Here is a 16826-nt window from a genome sequence, read left to right on the forward strand (position 1 = left end):
CGCAGCGAACGGCACTGTTCCTGCGCCGTTCGGTACATTTTTGTCGCGGCTGCTGCACCCGAATCGCCGGTCTGATGGCCTTCGATTGGCGCTACAATGCCGTCGAACAGTCATTCTAATCCGCCCGCCACGAGACACATGTCGACCCAAGCCTCCTCCAAAGCCAAGCTCCGCGAAGCCGCTCTCGACTATCACGAATTCCCGACGCCCGGGAAGATCGCGATCGCCCCGACCAAGCAGATGATCAACCAGCGCGACCTCGCGCTCGCGTATTCGCCGGGCGTCGCGTATGCGTGCGAGGAGATCGTCGAGAACCCGCTGAACGCCGCGCGCTTCACCGCGCGCAGCAACCTGGTCGGCGTCGTCACGAACGGCACCGCGGTGCTCGGGCTCGGCAACATCGGCCCGCTCGCGTCGAAGCCGGTGATGGAAGGCAAGGCCGTACTGTTCAAGAAGTTCGCCGGCATCGACGTGTTCGACATCGAACTGAACGAGTCGGACCCGCACAAGCTGGTCGACGTGATCGCCGCGCTGGAGCCGACCTTCGGCGGGATCAACCTGGAAGACATCAAGGCGCCGGACTGCTTCATCGTCGAGCGCGAGGCGCGCAAGCGGATGAAGATCCCGGTGTTCCACGACGACCAGCACGGCACCGCGATCGTCGTGGCCGCGGCCGTCACGAACGGCCTGAAGGTCGTCGGCAAGGACATCAAGAAGGTCAAGCTGGTCGCGTCCGGCGCGGGCGCGGCGGCACTCGCGTGCCTGGACCTGCTGGTCGACATCGGCCTGCCGCTCGAGAACATCACGGTGACCGACCTGGCCGGCGTGGTCTACAAGGGCCGCGCCGAGCTGATGGATCCGGACAAGGAGCGTTTCGCCCGCGAAACCGAAGCCCGCACGCTGGCCGAGGTGATCGACGGCGCGGACATCTTCCTCGGCCTGTCGGCTGCCGGCGTGCTGAAGCAGGAGATGGTGAAGGGCATGGCGGAGCGCCCGCTGATCCTCGCGCTCGCGAACCCGACGCCGGAAATCCTGCCGGAACTGGCGCTCGAAGTGCGCCCGGATGCCGTGCTGGCCACGGGCCGCACCGACTATCCGAACCAGGTCAACAACGTCCTGTGCTTCCCGTTCATCTTCCGCGGCGCGCTCGACGTCGGCGCGACGACGATCACGCGTGAAATGGAAATCGCGGCCGTCAACGCGATCGCCGAGCTCGCGCAGCACGAGCAGAGCGACATCGTCGCGACCGCCTACGGGATCCAGGACCTGTCGTTCGGGCCCGACTACCTGATTCCGAAGCCGTTCGATCCGCGCCTGATCGTCAAGATCGCGCCGGCCGTCGCCCAAGCCGCGATGGACGGTGGCGTCGCGACGCGCCCGATCGAGGACATGGACGCGTACAAGCAGCACCTGCAGCAGTTCGTGTACCACAGCGGCACGACGATGAAGCCGATCTTCCAGATCGCGCGCGCCGCGGCGGAAGAGAAGAAGCGCGTCGTGTTCGCGGAAGGCGAAGAAGAACGCGTGTTGCGCGCCGTTCAGATCATCGTCGACGAGAAGCTCGCGAAGCCGATCCTGATCGGCCGTCCGTCGGTGATCGAGCACCGTATCCAGCGCTACGGCCTGCGCCTCACGCCGGGCACCGATTTCACGGTCGTCAACACCGAGCACGACGAGCGCTATCGCGACTTCTGGCAGACGTACTACAAGATGATGGCGCGCAAGGGCATCAGCGAGCAGCTGGCTCGCGTCGAGATGCGCCGCCGCACGACGCTGATCGGCTCGATGCTGGTGAAGAAGGGCGAAGCCGACGGGATGATCTGCGGCACGATCAGCACGACGCACCGCCACCTGCACTTCATCGACCAGGTGATCGGCAAGCGAGCCGGCTGCAGCGTGTACGCGGCGATGAACGGCCTCGTGCTGCCGGGCCGCCAGATCTTCCTGGTCGACACGCATGTGAACGTCGATCCGACCCCGGAGCAACTCGCCGAGATCACGATCATGGCGGCGGAAGAAGTGCGCCGGTTCGGCATCGAGCCGAAGGTCGCGCTGCTGTCGCACTCGAATTTCGGCACGAGCAACGCACCTTCGGCGAAGAAGATGCGCGATACGCTCGCGATCCTGCAGGAACGTGCGCCGGAGCTGAAGGTCGATGGCGAAATGCATGGCGACGTCGCGCTCGACGCGGCGCTGCGCAAGGAAATCCTGCCGGAATCGACGCTGGAAGGCGAAGCGAACCTGCTGATCCTGCCGAACATCGACGCCGCGAACATCGCGTACAACCTGCTGAAGACGGCCGCCGGCAACAACATCGCGATCGGGCCGATCCTGCTGGGCGCAGCCCAGCCGGTACACGTGCTGACCGAATCGGCGACCGTTCGCCGCATCGTCAACATGGCGGCGCTGCTGGTCGCCGACGTGAACGCCACGCGCTGAGCCAAAACGAACGCGCCAGGCCGGTCGAACCGGCGTGGCGCGTCGGGCGAAATTGTAAACAAAAGCAAAAAAGGGGCGTGCCCGCAATGGGCACGCCGCGGGTAGGGCGCAAACGCGCTTCCCTCAAGCAACATCAGCATCTCTCTCCACTCAGCATAGCCGGCATGGCAAGGAGGCAGGGTCTTGCCATGGCAGAGATGCCGCTCGCATTTTATCCTATGTAAGATAAATGTAGTGTTGTTTCGGTAAAAAATGCGCAATTCTGGGAATCACGGGGCTTTCGATTCCCAAACGAACATTGATTCGCGCGGACAATAGCGCTACGCTAACGCCTTTGGTTGGTCGTCAACTACTTGATTTAACAGCGGGAACCCTGGTTCATGGCACGCAAGTGGCTCCGCAACGGCGCGCTCGCGTCCGTCTTCGCGATGTTCGCGATGGGTATCGTCGGTACACCGACGGGCAGTCTGGTTTCCGCCGCTTACGCACGGCAGGCCGTCTCGGCCGACATGGCCGTCGGCGGGGTCGATACGATCCCGACCGCTCGTCTGCCGCGCGAGGCCGTGACCACGCTTGGCCTGATCGGCGCCGGTGGCCCCTATCCGTACGAGAAAGACGGTGTCGTCTTCGGCAACCGCGAGCGGATCCTGCCGAAGGCGAAGCGCGGCTTCTACCACGAGTACACGGTGCCGACGCCGCGCGCACGCAATCGCGGCGCGCGCCGGATTGTCTGTGGCGGGCCCTTGCGCCGGGTCGACAACTGTTATTACACGGACGACCACTACAACAGTTTTAAACGTATTGTTGAATGACTTCGGGATGAACGGCATGAGCGACTCCATCTACGCGCACGACACGGCGGCGGCGGAACTGTTCGCGGCCGGCGACGGCAATCTGTTTCAGCGCGTGATGCAACTACACGCGGCGGCACAGGCCGGCGGCGCGCCGGAGCAACAGGAAGCTGCGCCCGGGCTTTCATCGAACGAGGAGCCTATGAGCCTTTTCACGACCGTGCGACCCAACCTCGTGCAGTCGATCCGCGCGTTCCGCGTGCAGGATCTCGCCGACGAAGCCGGCCGGCTCGGCCAGCATTTCCTGTATGCGTATTGCGGCGCCGCGCAGTCGAAGCAGGAAGTGATGGAGACGATCGCGACGTCGTTCCTGTTTCCGAAGCATTTCGGCAAGAACTACGACGCGCTGTACGACTGCCTGACCGACCTCGTCGCGAAGGCCGGTGCGCAGCCCGGTTTCGTGATCGTCCTCGAAGGGCTGCCGATCGCGCAGAAATTCGACAAGGAAGGGCGCGAGACGCTGCTCGACGTGTTCCGCGAAGCCGCCGAGTTTTGGGCCGAGCGCAAGGTCGCGTTCCGCGTGTTCTACTCGTTCGCGTAAGTCTGTATCCATCGGCCGCCCACCTGCGGCCGATCTGCCGAAAAGCCCGCGTCGAGCGGGCTTTTTTGCGTGTGCGAGAACGCGGACGGGCCGTGCTCCTCCGTGGCCCGGCACGATCTGCTCGTCACCACCCGCCCCAGCGTGCCGCGAGGGCGGCGAGCACGGCCGCACCGGCCGTCTCGGTGCGCAGCACGCGCGGGCCGAGCGACAATGCGGTGAACCCGTGTGCGCGGGCCGCGTTTTCCTCGTCCGGCGACAGCCCGCCCTCCGGCCCGATCAGCAGCGTGACCGCTGCCGCGGGCGGTGCGTCGGGCAGCGACGCGAACGGGATGCTCGCGCGCGGCGACAGCAGCAGCCGCAGCTCGCCGTCGGCCGGCGCGGCCGGCAGCGTATCGAGCCACGCGCCAAAGCCCCGTACCGCCGCGACATCGGGCACGCGGTTGCGCCCGCATTGTTCGCACGACGCACGCACGACGCCGCGCCAGTGCGCGACGCGCTTGTCCGCGCGCTCGCCCGACAGTTTCACGACGCCGCGCGCGGTCGACAGCGGCACGACCGCCGCGACGCCGAGCTCGACGGCCTTCTCGATCACCCAGTCCATCTTGTCGCCGCCGGCGATGCCTTGCGCGAGCGTCACGCGATAGGGCGGCTCGGCCTCGGCCGGGTCGAACGCTTCGATCTGCGCGAGCGCGGTGCGCTTGTCGATCTCGACGAGCCGCGCGCGGTACTGGCCGCCGTTGCCGTCGAACAGCGCGAGCGCGTCGCCGGGCTGCAGCCGCAGCACTTGCGCGTGACGCGCGACGTCGGCCGGCAGCGTGAGCGTCGCATCGGCGTGCAGCGCCGCTTCGACGAAAAAGCGCGGCACGGCCGCGGTGGTGGTGGCTTCATTCATGCTTGATGCGGCTCCGTTCATGCGCCCAGGCGACACCCGAGTGCCCAGCGATAGCCGTCGAGATCCTCGATCTGCGCGAAGCGGTCGCCCCAGAACTGGTCTTGCGGCGCGGTCAGCGACTTCGCGCCCGCGTCGAGCGCGCGCTGCCAGGTCGCGTCGACGTCGTCGACATACAGATAGAACGACTGCGGGGCAGTTGCGTGCGCACTCTTCGGCGTGAGGGCGATCGAGCCGAACGCGCCTTCGGGCGCGAACATCACGATCAGCTGCCCTCGGTAGGTCATCTCGACGTGCATGATCGCGCCGTCCTCGTCGTGGACGTCGCGCAGCTCGAAGCCGAATGCGGTCTGGAAGAACTCGATGGCCGCCTGCGCATTGCGCACGGCCAGATAAGGCGTCAACCAAGGCACGTTGGCCGGACGTGGATCGGTCATGAAATCTCCTGTCGGACAGTGGTGGTGCTTTAGCGCCTGCCCTGTTCCGATGCTTTGCGCTCGAACAGTATTGGCGCTTGGGCGGCTGCTCCGGTCATATGCGTTGCGATCCCGCGGATAGTGGCGCCCGGTGCGGTTCCGCCGCGGGCCGCTGTATCGTTGCGGGCCTGCGCGTCGCAGGTCGAGCGCGGGAGAAAGCGCGACCAACCCACGCAACGCTGCGTTCGCCCGGAAGCTCAGCGGCGAACGCCCAGTGTATCGCGCAGCGCGCGCGGCAGGGCAAAGAGGGCCGCATGAAGTCGCGCATCGTAGTAGCGCAGGCCTTGCACGCGGCGCGCGGCGAGGCGTTCGTCGACGTCGTGCGCGAACAGCGAGGCCGCATCGAGCGTATCGCTCGCGATCGCCATCAGCCACTGGGAGCCGTACAGCGGCACGTGCGCGGACAGCGGGTCGACGACCGTGAAGCTCGCGCGCAGGTCGTCGAGCAGCGCGGCGATGCGCGCCGTGTGGAACACCGGCGAGCCGAGATGCATCGAGATCGCGCCGCAGGGCGTGAGGATCCGCTTGAGCCGCGCGTAGAATTCGCGCGTATAGAGGCCGGCCGCCGGCGAATCGGGCGGCGTGAGGTCGAACACGACGAGATCGAAATGCTCGACGGTCGACGTGACGAAATGCGCGGCGTCGCCAATCACGACCTCGACGCGCGGGTCGTCGAGCGCACCCTGGTGCACATCGTCGAGATAGCGGCGCGCCATGCCGACCACTTCGTCGTCGAGCTCCGCGACGACGATCCGCTCGATGCACGCATGCTTGAGCAACTGGCGCGCGGCGCCGCCGTCGCCGCCGCCGAGCACGAGCGCCTTCCTCGGGTACGGATGCGCGAGCGCGGCCGGGTGCGTCATGCACTCGTGGTACACGTATTCGTCGCCGACCGACGTCATTGGCCGGCCGTCGAGCGTAAACAGGCGGCCGAGCTGCGGGGTTTCCCAGACCTCGATGTGCTGGTGCGGCGATGCGACGTGCGCGAGCCGACGTGCGTTCGGGAAGCCGTACGCGGCGTCGGGCGTGGGATGGAAGAGTAGGGTCGTGCTCACGGGCGGGCCGCTCGGGGCGGGCAGTTCCGACGTCTGAATTATAGGAGGCGCGCGGGTCCGCGGAAATGCGTGCCGGAACACCGTGCGCCGACAAGGGAAATGTCAGCCCATCTGTTAAAATGACGAGCTTTGCAGCCCCGTCCGTAGGCTCCGTCCGCTTCGCGTCCGTCAGGCGCCGCACCGCGCGCCGGGAACGATTGACGCTCGAGCTTCCGGATGCCGCCGTGCCCCCGTTTCCTCGACTCGTTCTCCGGACTCGACATGACGACTTCGTCTCCCGCCTCCACCACCCTGATGGCCAACGCGATCCGTGCGCTCGCGATGGATGCCGTCCAGCAAGCGAACTCCGGCCACCCCGGCATGCCGATGGGCATGGCCGAAATCGGCGTCGCGCTTTGGTCGCGCCATCTGAAGCACAACCCGACGAACCCGCACTGGGCGGATCGCGACCGCTTCGTGCTGTCGAACGGCCATGGCTCGATGCTGCTGTACTCGCTGCTGCACCTGACCGGCTACGACCTGCCGATGGAAGAGCTGAAGAACTTCCGCCAGCTGCACTCGAAGACGCCGGGCCACCCGGAATACGGCATCACGCCGGGCGTCGAGACGACCACCGGCCCGCTCGGCCAGGGTCTCGCGAACGCGGTCGGCATGGCGCTCGGCGAAGCGCTGATGGCCGACGAGTTCAACCGTGACGGCGCGAAGATCGTCGATCACCACACGTACGTGTTCCTCGGCGACGGCTGCCTGATGGAAGGCATCTCGCACGAAGCCTGCTCGCTTGCGGGCACGCTGAAGCTGAACAAGCTGATCGCGCTGTACGACGACAACGGCATCTCGATCGACGGCGACGTCGTGAACTGGTTCCACGACGACACCCCGAAGCGCTTCGAGGCGTACGGCTGGAACGTGATCCCGAACGTGAACGGCCACGACGTCGACGCGGTCGACGCGGCGATCGCGAAGGCGAAGCTGTCGGACAAGCCGACGCTGATCTGCTGCAAGACGGTGATCGGCCAGGGCGCGGCGACCAAGGCCGGCGGCCACGACGTGCACGGCGCGGCGCTCGGCGCGGAAGAAATCGCGAAGACGCGCGAAGCGCTCGGCTGGAAGTGGGAGCCGTTCGTGATTCCGCAGGAAGTCTATGCGGCATGGGACGCGAAGGAAGCCGGCAAGCGTGCTGAAACCGAATGGGACGCGACGTTCGCGCAATATCGCGCCAAGTTCCCGGCAGAAGCGGCTGAATTCGAGCGCCGGATGGCCAACCAGCTGCCGGCCGACTGGGCCGAGAAGGCCGCGGCGATCGTCGCCGGCGCGAACGAGCGCGCCGAGACGGTCGCGACCCGCAAGGCGTCGCAGCAGGCGATCGAAGGGCTGGCCGCCGCACTGCCGGAACTGCTCGGCGGCTCGGCCGACCTGACCGGTTCGAACCTGACCAACTGGAAGGCGTCGAAGGCGGTGCGCGCGAATCCGGAAGGCGCGGGCGTGCTGCTCGGCAACCACATCAACTACGGCGTGCGCGAATTCGGCATGAGCGCCGCGATCAACGGCCTCGCGCTGCACGGCGGCCACAAGCCGTTCGGCGGCACGTTCCTGACGTTCTCCGACTACAGCCGCAACGCGCTGCGCGTGGCCGCGCTGATGAAGGTGCCGTCGATCTTCGTGTTCACGCACGATTCGATCGGCCTCGGCGAAGACGGCCCGACGCACCAGTCGATCGAGCACGTGTCGAGCCTGCGCTTGATCCCGAACCACGACGTATGGCGTCCGGCCGACACGGTCGAGACGGCCGTCGCATGGACGCACGCGGTGGCTGCCGACCGTCCGTCGAGCCTGATCTTCAGCCGCCAGAACCTCGCGTTCAACCCGCGCACCGACGCGCAGATCGCGAACATCGAGAAGGGCGGCTACGTGCTGAAGGACTGGGACGAAGAGATCGTCGCGCGCAAGATCATCCTGATCGCGACGGGCTCGGAAGTCGAACTCGCGATGAAGGCCGTCGAGCCGCTCGCGCAGCAGGGCATCGCGGCCCGCGTCGTGTCGATGCCGTCGACCAACGTGTTCGACCGCCAGGACGCCGAATACCGCGAACGCGTACTGCCGCACGGCGTGCGCCGCGTCGCGATCGAAGCGGGCGTGACCGCGTTCTGGCACAAGTACGTCGGCCTCGAAGGCGGCGTCGTCGGGATCGACACGTTCGGCGAATCGGCGCCGGCCGGCGTGCTGTTCAAGTACTTCGGCTTCACCGTCGAGCACGTCGTCGAGACCGCGAAGGCCGTGCTGGCCTAAAAGCATTCGCGACGCGCGCCACCCCTCGCGCGCGTCGCACCGTGAAGCTGCACGAATCGAATTTTTTCAGCCATCAGGAGATAAACCATGACGATCCGCGTCGCAATCAACGGCTACGGCCGTATCGGCCGCAACACGCTGCGCGCGTTCTATGAAAACGGCAAGAAGCACGATCTCGAGATCGTCGCGATCAACGACCTGGGCGATGCGAAGACCAACGCACACCTGACCCAGTACGACACCGCGCACGGCAAGTTCCCGGGCGAAGTGTCGGTCGACGGCGATTACCTCGTCGTGAACGGCGACAAGATCCGCGTGCTGGCCAACCGCAACCCGGCAGAACTGCCGTGGGGCGAACTCGGCGTCGACGTCGTGATGGAATGCACGGGCTTCTTCACGACGAAGGAAAAGGCGAGCGCGCACCTGAAGGGCGGCGCGAAGAAGGTGATCATCTCGGCGCCGGGCGGCAAGGATGTCGACGCGACGATCGTCTACGGCGTGAACCACGACGTGCTGAAGGCCGAGCACACCGTCATCTCGAACGCATCGTGCACGACGAACTGCCTCGCGCCGCTCGTCAAGCCGCTGAACGACAAGATCGGCCTCGAAACCGGCCTGATGACGACGATCCACGCGTACACGAACGACCAGGTGCTGACGGACGTCTACCACGAAGACCTGCGTCGCGCGCGTTCGGCCACGCACAGCCAGATCCCGACGAAGACGGGTGCCGCATCGGCCGTCGGCCTGGTGCTGCCGGAACTGAACGGCAAGCTCGACGGTTACGCGATCCGCGTCCCGACGATCAACGTGTCGATCGTCGACCTGTCGTTCATCGCGAAGCGCGATACGACGGTCGAGGAAGTCAACGCGATCATGAAGGAAGCATCGGAAGGCGCGCTGAAGGGTATCCTCGGCTACAACGACGCACCGCTGGTGTCGATCGACTTCAACCACAACCCGGCTTCGTCGACGTTCGACGCCACGCTGACCAAGGTGTCGGGCCGCCTCGTCAAGGTGTCGAGCTGGTACGACAACGAGTGGGGTTTCTCGAACCGCATGCTGGATACGGCAGTCGCATTCGCGAACGCGAAGTAATCCCGTACGTGGCGCGGCTGCCGCAAGGCGGCCCGCGCGGCGAACGAACCCGGCCCGATTCTGCGGCCGGGTTTTTTATTGCCCGGCGTTCGCCGTCGTGTGTTCGAGCGCGTCGACGAACGCGCGCTTCAGCGGGCTGTCGAGGTCGGTCCACGCGAGCCCGATGCCGGTGCGGTGGCCGGCCAGGTCGAGCGGCCGTGCGAGCACGTTCGGCGGCAGTGCGCTCGCGGCTTCCGACGGGATCAGCCCGATACCCATCCCGGCCGCGACGAGCGCGAGCATCGTCGTGAACTCCCCGAACTCCTGCGCGATCTCGAGCGTCGTGCCCGCGCGGCTCAGCGCGAGCAGCATGTCATCGTGAAAGCCGGGCGCGTAGCGGCGCGCGAGCACGAACGCGGGCTGGTCGCGCAAAGCGTCCGGCGCGATCGTGGCGTGCGCGGCGAGCGGATGGTCGAGCGGCAGTGCGACGACGAAACCTTCCTCGAGCACCACGCGCGTGTCGATGCCCGCATACGCGGCCGGCAGCCGGATCATCCCGAAATCGATGCGCCGGTCGCGCAGCGCGGCGACCTGATCGGGCGTCGGCAAATCCTTCAGTTCGACCGTGATCAGCGGATAGCGCTCGCGCATCGTGCGCAGCACGGCCGGCAGCAGCGCCGGCAGCACCGACGACACGAACGCGATGCGCAGCGTGCCGATCTCGCCGCGGCTCGACAGTCGCGCCATCTGCTCCGCGCGCGCGGCCTGCTGCAGCGTGGCGCGCGCCTCGGGCAGGAACACGCGCCCCGTATCGCTCAGTTCGACCTTGTGCCGGTCGCGCTCGAACAGGCGCGCGCCGAGCTCTTCCTCGAGTGCCTTGATCTGCATGCTCAGTGCGGGCTGCACGATGAACAGGCGCTGCGCTGCGCGCCCGAAATGCAGTTCTTCCGCGAGCGTGACGAAGGCGCGCAATTGCTTGAGTTCCATGGGCGGCGGGCAGGTGAGAGCGGTAATCAGGTTTCATGATAACCGGATCAAAAAAGATCATTGGCGCGGCGCCCGGCTGGCAGCCGAAGATACCTTCAACGCGAGACCGGCCGCGATGGGCCGCCGGCTCGACTGGCACGAGGAGACACGCATGAACAACGCGCTTGACCGGTTCCGCCTCGACGGCCGCCGCGCACTGATTACCGGTTCCGGACGCGGGATCGGGCTGACGCTCGCCCGCGGGCTCGCCGAAGCGGGGGCGGCGATCGTCATCAACGATCGCAATGAAGAGAAGGCCGCAACGCTCGTGCGGCACCTGCGCGAGGAAGGCTTCACGGCCGATTACGCGGTATTCGATGTCGCCGAGCATGCGCAGGTGCGCGCGGCGATCGACGATTTCGAGGCGCGCGCCGGCGCGATCGACATCCTCGTGAACAATGCGGGCATCCAGCGCCGCGCACCGCTCGACGCGTTCGAACCCGACGACTGGCATGCTCTGATGCGCGTGAACCTCGACGGCGTGTTCAACGTCGCGCAGGCCGTCGCGCGGCACATGATCGCGCGCGGCCGCGGGAAGATCATCAACATCTGCTCGGTGCAGAGCGAGCTCGCGCGGCCGACGATCGCGCCATACGCGGCGACCAAGGGCGCGGTGCGGATGCTGACGAAAGGGATGTGCGCCGACTGGGCGCGCCACGGCATCCAGGCGAACGGCCTCGCGCCCGGCTATTTCGAAACCGAACTCAACCGCGCGCTGGTCGATGATGCGGCGTTCTCCGACTGGCTGTGCAAGCGCACGCCGGCCGGTCGCTGGGGGCGCGTGGACGAGCTGTGCGGCGCGGCGATCTTCCTCGCGTCGGCCGCATCCGATTTCGTGAACGGCCAGACGCTGTTCGTCGACGGTGGCTTGACCAGCGCCGTTTGAGCGGCGGCGCGCCCGCGTAGTGCGCGGCGCGCCGTTGCGCCGGCTTCGGCCGGCATCCGAAGTCCCAGAAGAGCCCGCCGCACGAGCGGGCCGATGTCCCGGTCGCGCGATACGCAGCCGGGTTCCGGAACGGAAGGCAGGAGACAGGAGACAACGATGGATCGCATTTCCCCGCCGCCCGCGCGGCACGATGCAGGGTCCGGCGCGCCGGGCGAGACCGTCGAGCGCCGCGGCGTCGACCCGAAGCAGCTCAACCGCGCGGCATGGACCTGCTCGCTCGGCAGCGCGCTCGAATACTACGATTTCGCGTTGTACACGCTCGCGTCGGCGCTGGTGTTCGGGCCGCTGTTCTTTCCGGCGCAGACCGCCGAGATGCGGCTGATCGCGAGCTTCGGCACTTACTTCGTCGGCTTCGCGGTGCGCCCGCTCGGCGGCGTCGTGTTCGGCGTGCTCGGCGACCGGATCGGCCGCAAGTTCGTGCTGACCGCAACGGTGCTGCTGATGGGTGTCGCGAGCACGCTGATCGGCGTGCTGCCGACCTTCGCGACGGCCGGCTACTGGGCGCCCGCGCTGCTGATCCTGCTGCGCATCCTGCAGGGCCTGGGCGCAGGCGCGGAGCAGGCCGGCGCCGCGGTGCTGATGACCGAATACGCGCCGCCGGGCAAGCGCGGCTTCTATGCGTCGCTGCCGTTCCTGGGCATCCAGCTCGGCACGGTGCTCGCGGCGGCCGTCTATTTCCTGCTGCTCGCAAACATCGATCGGGTCACCGACGGCTGGGGCTGGCGCGTGCCGTTCCTGTTCAGCGCGGTGATCGTCGCGGTCGGGATCTACATGCGCGTGCGGCTGCACGAGTCGCCCACCTTCGTGCGGCTCGAGAAGCGCGCGCAGGTCCTGGCGAATCCGCTGAAGAGCGCCGTGCAGCATTCGAAGCGCACGCTGCTGATCGGCATCGGCCTGCGGATGGCCGAAAACGGCGGCTCGTCGATCTACCAGGCGCTCGCCGTCAGCTATCTCGCCGGCGTGATCGGGATGAAGGGGCCGATCGGCGCGCTCGCGCTGGTGTGCGCGGCGACCGTCGGCGCGTGCACGGTGCCGCTGGCGGGCCGGCTGAGCGATCGCTTCGGCCGCGTGCGCGTGTACCGCACGTTCGCGTGGCTGCAACTCGCGCTCGCGTTCCCGGTGTGGTGGATCTTCAGCCAGGGGAACGTGGTCGCGAGCGTCATCGCGATCTCTGTCGCGCAGGGCTTCGCGAACTGGGGGATGCTCGGCGCGCAGGCCGCGCTGCTGCCCGAACTGTTCGGCTCACGCCATCGCTACATGGGCGTGTCGTTCTCGCGCGAAGTGTCGGCCGTGCTCGCGGGCGGGATCGCCCCGCTCATCGGCGCGACGATCATCGCGACCGTGATCGCGCTGCACGGCGGCGACCACACGGCCGGCGTGCGCGCCTGGGTGCCGATTGCCGCGTACCTGGTGCTGCTGACGCTGATCACGCTGTTCACGACGTCACGCATGCCGGAACCGCTGAACCGCGATCTCGACGATCCGCTCGACGCCGCGCAGGCGCAACCGGCCGCTGACGCAGAACCGCTTGCACGGCATGCATGAACGGGCCGGGCGGCCGACGCGGCCCGGCACGCATTCGAATTCCAACGCTTTTCGACAGGAGCAGCGCAGATGGCGCACGAATCGACCCAGCGGCCCGAACTGCTGATGACGGGCCCCTACCAGCCGTGGGACGACGCATGGCTGTCGACCGGCTATGACGTTCACCGGCTGTGGGAGGCCGCCGGCCGCGCGGCGTTCCTCGCCGAACACGGCGCCGGCGTGCGCGCGATCGCGACGCGCGGCGACCTCGGTGCCGATGCCACGCTGATTGCCGCGCTGCCCCAGCTCGAGATCATCTCGTGCTACGGCGTCGGCACCGATGCGATCGATCTGGCGGCAGCCCGCGAGCGCGGGATCCGCGTGACCAACACCCCCGACGTGCTGACCGGCGACGTTGCCGATCTTGGTGTCGGGCTTACGCTCGCATTGCTGCGTCGGATCGGCGCCGGCGACGCGTACGTGCGCTCCGGTGCGTGGTCAGGCGGCGACATGCCGCTCGTCACGCGCCTGTACGGCAAGCGCGTCGGCATCGTCGGCTTCGGCCGGATCGGTTCGACGCTCGCGCGCCGGCTGTCGGGCTTCGACGTCGAACTCGGCTACTTCGACGTCGCGCCGCGTGCGGACAGCCAGCACCGCTTCTTCGGCCGCCTGACCGAGCTGGCCGGCTGGTGCGACGTGCTGATCGTCACGCTTGCGGGCGGCGCGTCGACCCGCCATCTCGTCGATGCGGCCGTGCTCGACGCGCTGGGCTCGCGCGGCTATCTCGTGAACGTGTCGCGCGGCACGACCGTCGACGAGCCCGCGCTGCTCGATGCGCTCGAACGTGGCGTGATCGCCGGCGCGGCGCTCGACGTGTTCTGGAACGAGCCGCGCATCGACCCGCGTTTCCTCGCGTTGCAGAACGTGCTGCTGCAGCCGCATCATGCGAGCGGCACCGTCGAGACGCGCCAGGCGATGGGCTGGCTCGTGCGCGACAACCTCGCTGCGCACTTTGCCGGCGAGCCGTTGCTCACGCCGGTCGTCTGAGGAGGATGTCATGCGTATGCGCTGCATGTGTCTCGTGATCCACGGGCCGAACGACCTGCGGCTCGAAGAGCAGGACGCGGGCGAGATCGGCCCGGGGCAGGTGCGCGTCGATGTCGCGATGGGCGGCATCTGCGGCTCCGACCTGCATTACTTCCGGCATGGCGGCTTCGGCGCGATCCGGCTGCAGCAGCCGATGGTGCTCGGCCATGAAGTGGCCGGTACGGTCGCGGCGGTCGCGCCGGACGTGACGTCGGTGCAGGTCGGCGATCGCGTGGCGGTGAATCCGAGCCGCCCGTGCGGCGCGTGCCGCTATTGCCTCGAAGGACTGCCGAACCAGTGTCTCGACATGCGCTTCTACGGCAGCGCGATGCGCATGCCGCACGTGCAGGGCGCGTTTCGCAACGCGCTCGTGTGCGACGCCGCGCAGTGCGTGAAGGTGGCGGACCATGTGCCGCTGTCGCTCGCGGCGCTCGCCGAGCCGTTCGCGGTCGGGCTGCATGCGGTATCGCGCGCAGGCCCGCTGATCGGCAGGCGCGTGCTCGTGTCGGGGTGCGGGCCGATCGGCGTGCTGGCGGTCGCGGCGGCGCGCGTGCACGGTGCGGCGGAGATCGTGGCGACCGACGTGGTCGATGCGCCGCTCGAGGTCGCCCGCGCGCTCGGCGCCGACCGCACGATCAACGCGATGACGGACACCGGCTGGGTCGCGCGCTACGGCGCCGACAAGGGCACGTTCGACGTGATGATCGAGTGTTCGGGCAATGCGCGCGCGCTGCGTGACGGTCTCGACGTGATGCGGCCGCGCGGCATCGTCGTGCAGCTCGGGCTCGGCGGCGACGTCAGCCTGCCGCAGAACGTCGTGGTCGCGAAGGAGCTGTCGATCTGCGGCTCGTTCCGCTTCCATGCGGAATTCGCGCTCGCGGTGCAGCTGATCAATACGGCGCGCGTCGACCTGCGTCCGGCCGTGACGGGTGTGTTCCCGATGCGCGATGCGAACCGCGCGTTCGAATTGGCCGGCGACCGGCAGCGCGCGATGAAGGTGCTGATCGATTTCGCGAGCGAGGGGGCGTGATCGTGCGCTGATGCCGCGCGATTGCGCCGACGTAAAAAAGGCACGCCCGCGGGTCGCGGAGCGTGCCTTTTCAATTGATGGCGCGGGAGCGGCTTATTGCGTGACCTGGCGCACGCCCACGCGCTGCGATGCGAGCCACAGCGCGATCAGCACGCCGGACAGTGCCGCGCCCGCGATGCACACGCCGCGCCAGCCGTCGATGCCGTATGCGACGCTCGCCGCGAACGATCCGAGCGCACCGCCGATGAAGTAGCTCGTCAGGTAGATCGTCGTCACGCGGCTGCGCGCGTTGCCGGCGAGCGCGTAGATCACGCTCTGGTTCGAGATGTGCATGCCCTGCACGCCGACGTCGAGCAGCAGGATCCCCGCGATCAGCGCGACGAGCGAATGCGCGCCGGCCGCGATCAGCGCGAACGAGGCGAGCACGGCTGCCGCGAACAGGCCGGTCGCCGCGTTGCCGTGGCCGCGATCGACGAGCCGGCCGGCCGACGTCGCCGCGAGCGCGCCCACCGCGCCGACGATCCCGAACAGGCCGATCTGTCCTTCGGAATAGCTGTACGGCGGCTGGCTCAACAGGAACGTGAGACCGGTCCACAGCAGGCTGAAGCATGCGAACACGAGTGCGCCGTATGTGGAGCGCAGTGCGATCAGCGGCTGCGCGCGCACCAGCGCGACGAGCGACTTCATCAGCGCCGCGTAGTCGAGCCGCGCGTGGCGGCGATCCTTCGGCAGCTTCACCGCGAGCACGCCGGTCAGTGCGAGGATCATCGCCGCGGCGATCCCGTACACCGCACGCCAGCCGAATCCGTCGGCGATCGCACCGGCCGCGACGCGCGCGAGCAGGATGCCGAGCAGCAGCCCGCTCATCACGGTGCCGACCGCGCGGCCGCGCGTGCGCGCATGGGCGAGCGATGCGGCGAACGGCACGAGCAGCTGCGTCGAGCATGTGACGAAGCCGAGCGCGATGTTCGCGACGACGAACATCGTGAAGTTCGTGCTGAGCGCGACGGCCACCAGCGCGACGACGTTGAGCACGAGCAGCCGCACGATCAGCGTGTGGCGGTTGACCGCGTCGCCGAGCGGGACGATCAGCAGCAGGCTCGCCGCATAGCCGAGCTGCGTCAGCGTGACGAGATAGCCGAGCTCGGCGGGCGGGCGGCCGAAGCTGTGTGCGATCGCCGCGAGCAGCGGCTGCGCGTAATAGATGTTGCCGATGACAATGCCGCACGCGCAGGCGAACAGCAGCGTCATCGCGCGGGTCAGGGGAGGATGGTTGTCGTGATGCGGTTCCATGGTCGCGAAAAACAGCGGCGCCGGCCGGCGGCACGGGCCGTCGGCTGCGCAGGGTTGCGGAAATCGGGGCCGGCGTCAACGGATCGGCGATGGTCCGATGCGCGCCGGGCGGAGCGTGGCCGGCGCCCGGATGGGGCGGCGGCGCATCGTCGTGCGGCGGGCGGGGGCAGGGCGGGCCCGGGCGTGCCGCTCCGGTGCGGCGGCCAGGCGCCGTGCGCGGGAGCGGAAGTGCGTATGATGCGGGAATCGAATCATAGCGTCCAAGACTGGATCCTTATGGTATCCATTGGTGTAACCAATACCT

Annotated in this window: 14 protein-coding genes; 9 read left to right on the plus strand and 5 right to left on the minus strand. The window is 67.8% G+C overall.

The window, feature by feature from the left end:
* Positions 1-138 precede the first annotated feature (138 nt).
* The 3 genes from DIE15_RS24410 (at position 139) to DIE15_RS24420 (ending at position 3831) form a co-directional block, all read left to right on the plus strand.
* Positions 139-2439, plus strand: coding sequence for an NADP-dependent malic enzyme (locus DIE15_RS24410; protein ID WP_057926801.1), 2301 nt, complete (start codon positions 139-141; stop codon positions 2437-2439).
* Positions 2440-2819: 380 nt separating this feature from the next.
* Positions 2820-3251, plus strand: coding sequence for a ribonuclease (locus DIE15_RS24415; protein ID WP_057926800.1), 432 nt, complete (start codon positions 2820-2822; stop codon positions 3249-3251).
* 16 nt (positions 3252-3267) lie between these two features.
* The gene (locus DIE15_RS24420) at positions 3268-3831 is read left to right on the plus strand and encodes a barstar family protein (protein ID WP_057926875.1); all 564 of its coding nucleotides are present in this window, start codon (positions 3268-3270) and stop codon (positions 3829-3831) included.
* A 124-nt stretch (positions 3832-3955) separates the two neighbouring features.
* On the opposite strand, the gene DIE15_RS24425 is transcribed toward DIE15_RS24420, so the two are convergent.
* From DIE15_RS24425 to speE, 3 genes are all read right to left on the minus strand, one after another.
* Positions 3956-4723 (minus strand): 16S rRNA (uracil(1498)-N(3))-methyltransferase, encoded by a 768-nt coding sequence (locus DIE15_RS24425; RefSeq protein WP_057926799.1) that lies wholly within the window; start codon positions 4721-4723, stop codon positions 3956-3958.
* Between the two features lie 17 nt (positions 4724-4740).
* On the minus strand, positions 4741-5157 hold the full coding sequence (locus DIE15_RS24430; protein ID WP_057926798.1) for a glyoxalase/bleomycin resistance/extradiol dioxygenase family protein: 417 nt from the start codon (positions 5155-5157) through the stop codon (positions 4741-4743).
* Between the two features lie 236 nt (positions 5158-5393).
* Positions 5394-6251 (minus strand): polyamine aminopropyltransferase, encoded by an 858-nt coding sequence (gene speE, locus DIE15_RS24435; protein WP_057926797.1) that lies wholly within the window; start codon positions 6249-6251, stop codon positions 5394-5396.
* A gap of 216 nt (positions 6252-6467) precedes the next feature.
* Here speE and tkt point away from each other — a divergent pair, with 216 nt between their 5' ends.
* Together tkt and gap are read left to right on the plus strand one after the other, a co-directional pair.
* Positions 6468-8540, plus strand: a complete 2073-nt coding sequence (tkt, locus tag DIE15_RS24440) for a transketolase (RefSeq protein WP_124834567.1) — start codon at positions 6468-6470, stop codon at positions 8538-8540.
* 87 nt (positions 8541-8627) lie between these two features.
* Positions 8628-9638 carry a type I glyceraldehyde-3-phosphate dehydrogenase gene (gap, locus tag DIE15_RS24445; RefSeq protein ID WP_006485712.1) on the plus strand — a complete coding sequence of 337 codons (1011 nt, stop codon included), beginning with the start codon at positions 8628-8630 and terminating at the stop codon, positions 9636-9638.
* A 75-nt stretch (positions 9639-9713) separates the two neighbouring features.
* Here the strand turns inward: gap and DIE15_RS24450 are convergent, their stop codons facing one another.
* Positions 9714-10604 (minus strand): LysR family transcriptional regulator, encoded by an 891-nt coding sequence (locus tag DIE15_RS24450; RefSeq protein WP_124834568.1) that lies wholly within the window; start codon positions 10602-10604, stop codon positions 9714-9716.
* Positions 10605-10755: 151 nt separating this feature from the next.
* On the opposite strand from DIE15_RS24450, the gene DIE15_RS24455 reads away from it, so the two are divergent.
* From DIE15_RS24455 to DIE15_RS24470, 4 genes are all read left to right on the plus strand, one after another.
* On the plus strand, positions 10756-11529 hold the full coding sequence (locus DIE15_RS24455) for an SDR family NAD(P)-dependent oxidoreductase (RefSeq protein ID WP_057926874.1): 774 nt from the start codon (positions 10756-10758) through the stop codon (positions 11527-11529).
* Between the two features lie 156 nt (positions 11530-11685).
* Positions 11686-13134, plus strand: coding sequence for an MFS transporter (locus DIE15_RS24460; protein ID WP_057926794.1), 1449 nt, complete (start codon positions 11686-11688; stop codon positions 13132-13134).
* 69 nt (positions 13135-13203) lie between these two features.
* The gene (locus tag DIE15_RS24465) at positions 13204-14160 is read left to right on the plus strand and encodes a 2-hydroxyacid dehydrogenase (protein ID WP_124834569.1); all 957 of its coding nucleotides are present in this window, start codon (positions 13204-13206) and stop codon (positions 14158-14160) included.
* Positions 14161-14170: 10 nt separating this feature from the next.
* Positions 14171-15229 carry an L-idonate 5-dehydrogenase gene (locus tag DIE15_RS24470; RefSeq protein ID WP_124834570.1) on the plus strand — a complete coding sequence of 353 codons (1059 nt, stop codon included), beginning with the start codon at positions 14171-14173 and terminating at the stop codon, positions 15227-15229.
* Positions 15230-15322: 93 nt separating this feature from the next.
* Here DIE15_RS24470 and DIE15_RS24475 read toward each other — a convergent pair whose 3' ends face one another.
* A complete protein-coding gene (locus DIE15_RS24475; protein WP_124834571.1) occupies positions 15323-16522 on the minus strand; it encodes an MFS transporter in 1200 nt (399 codons plus the stop codon).
* Positions 16523-16826 lie beyond the last annotated feature (304 nt).

Origin of the sequence: Burkholderia sp. Bp9031 (assembly GCF_003857965.1) — a bacterium.
In the GTDB taxonomy this organism is placed as follows: Bacteria; Pseudomonadota; Gammaproteobacteria; order Burkholderiales; family Burkholderiaceae; genus Burkholderia; species Burkholderia ambifaria_A.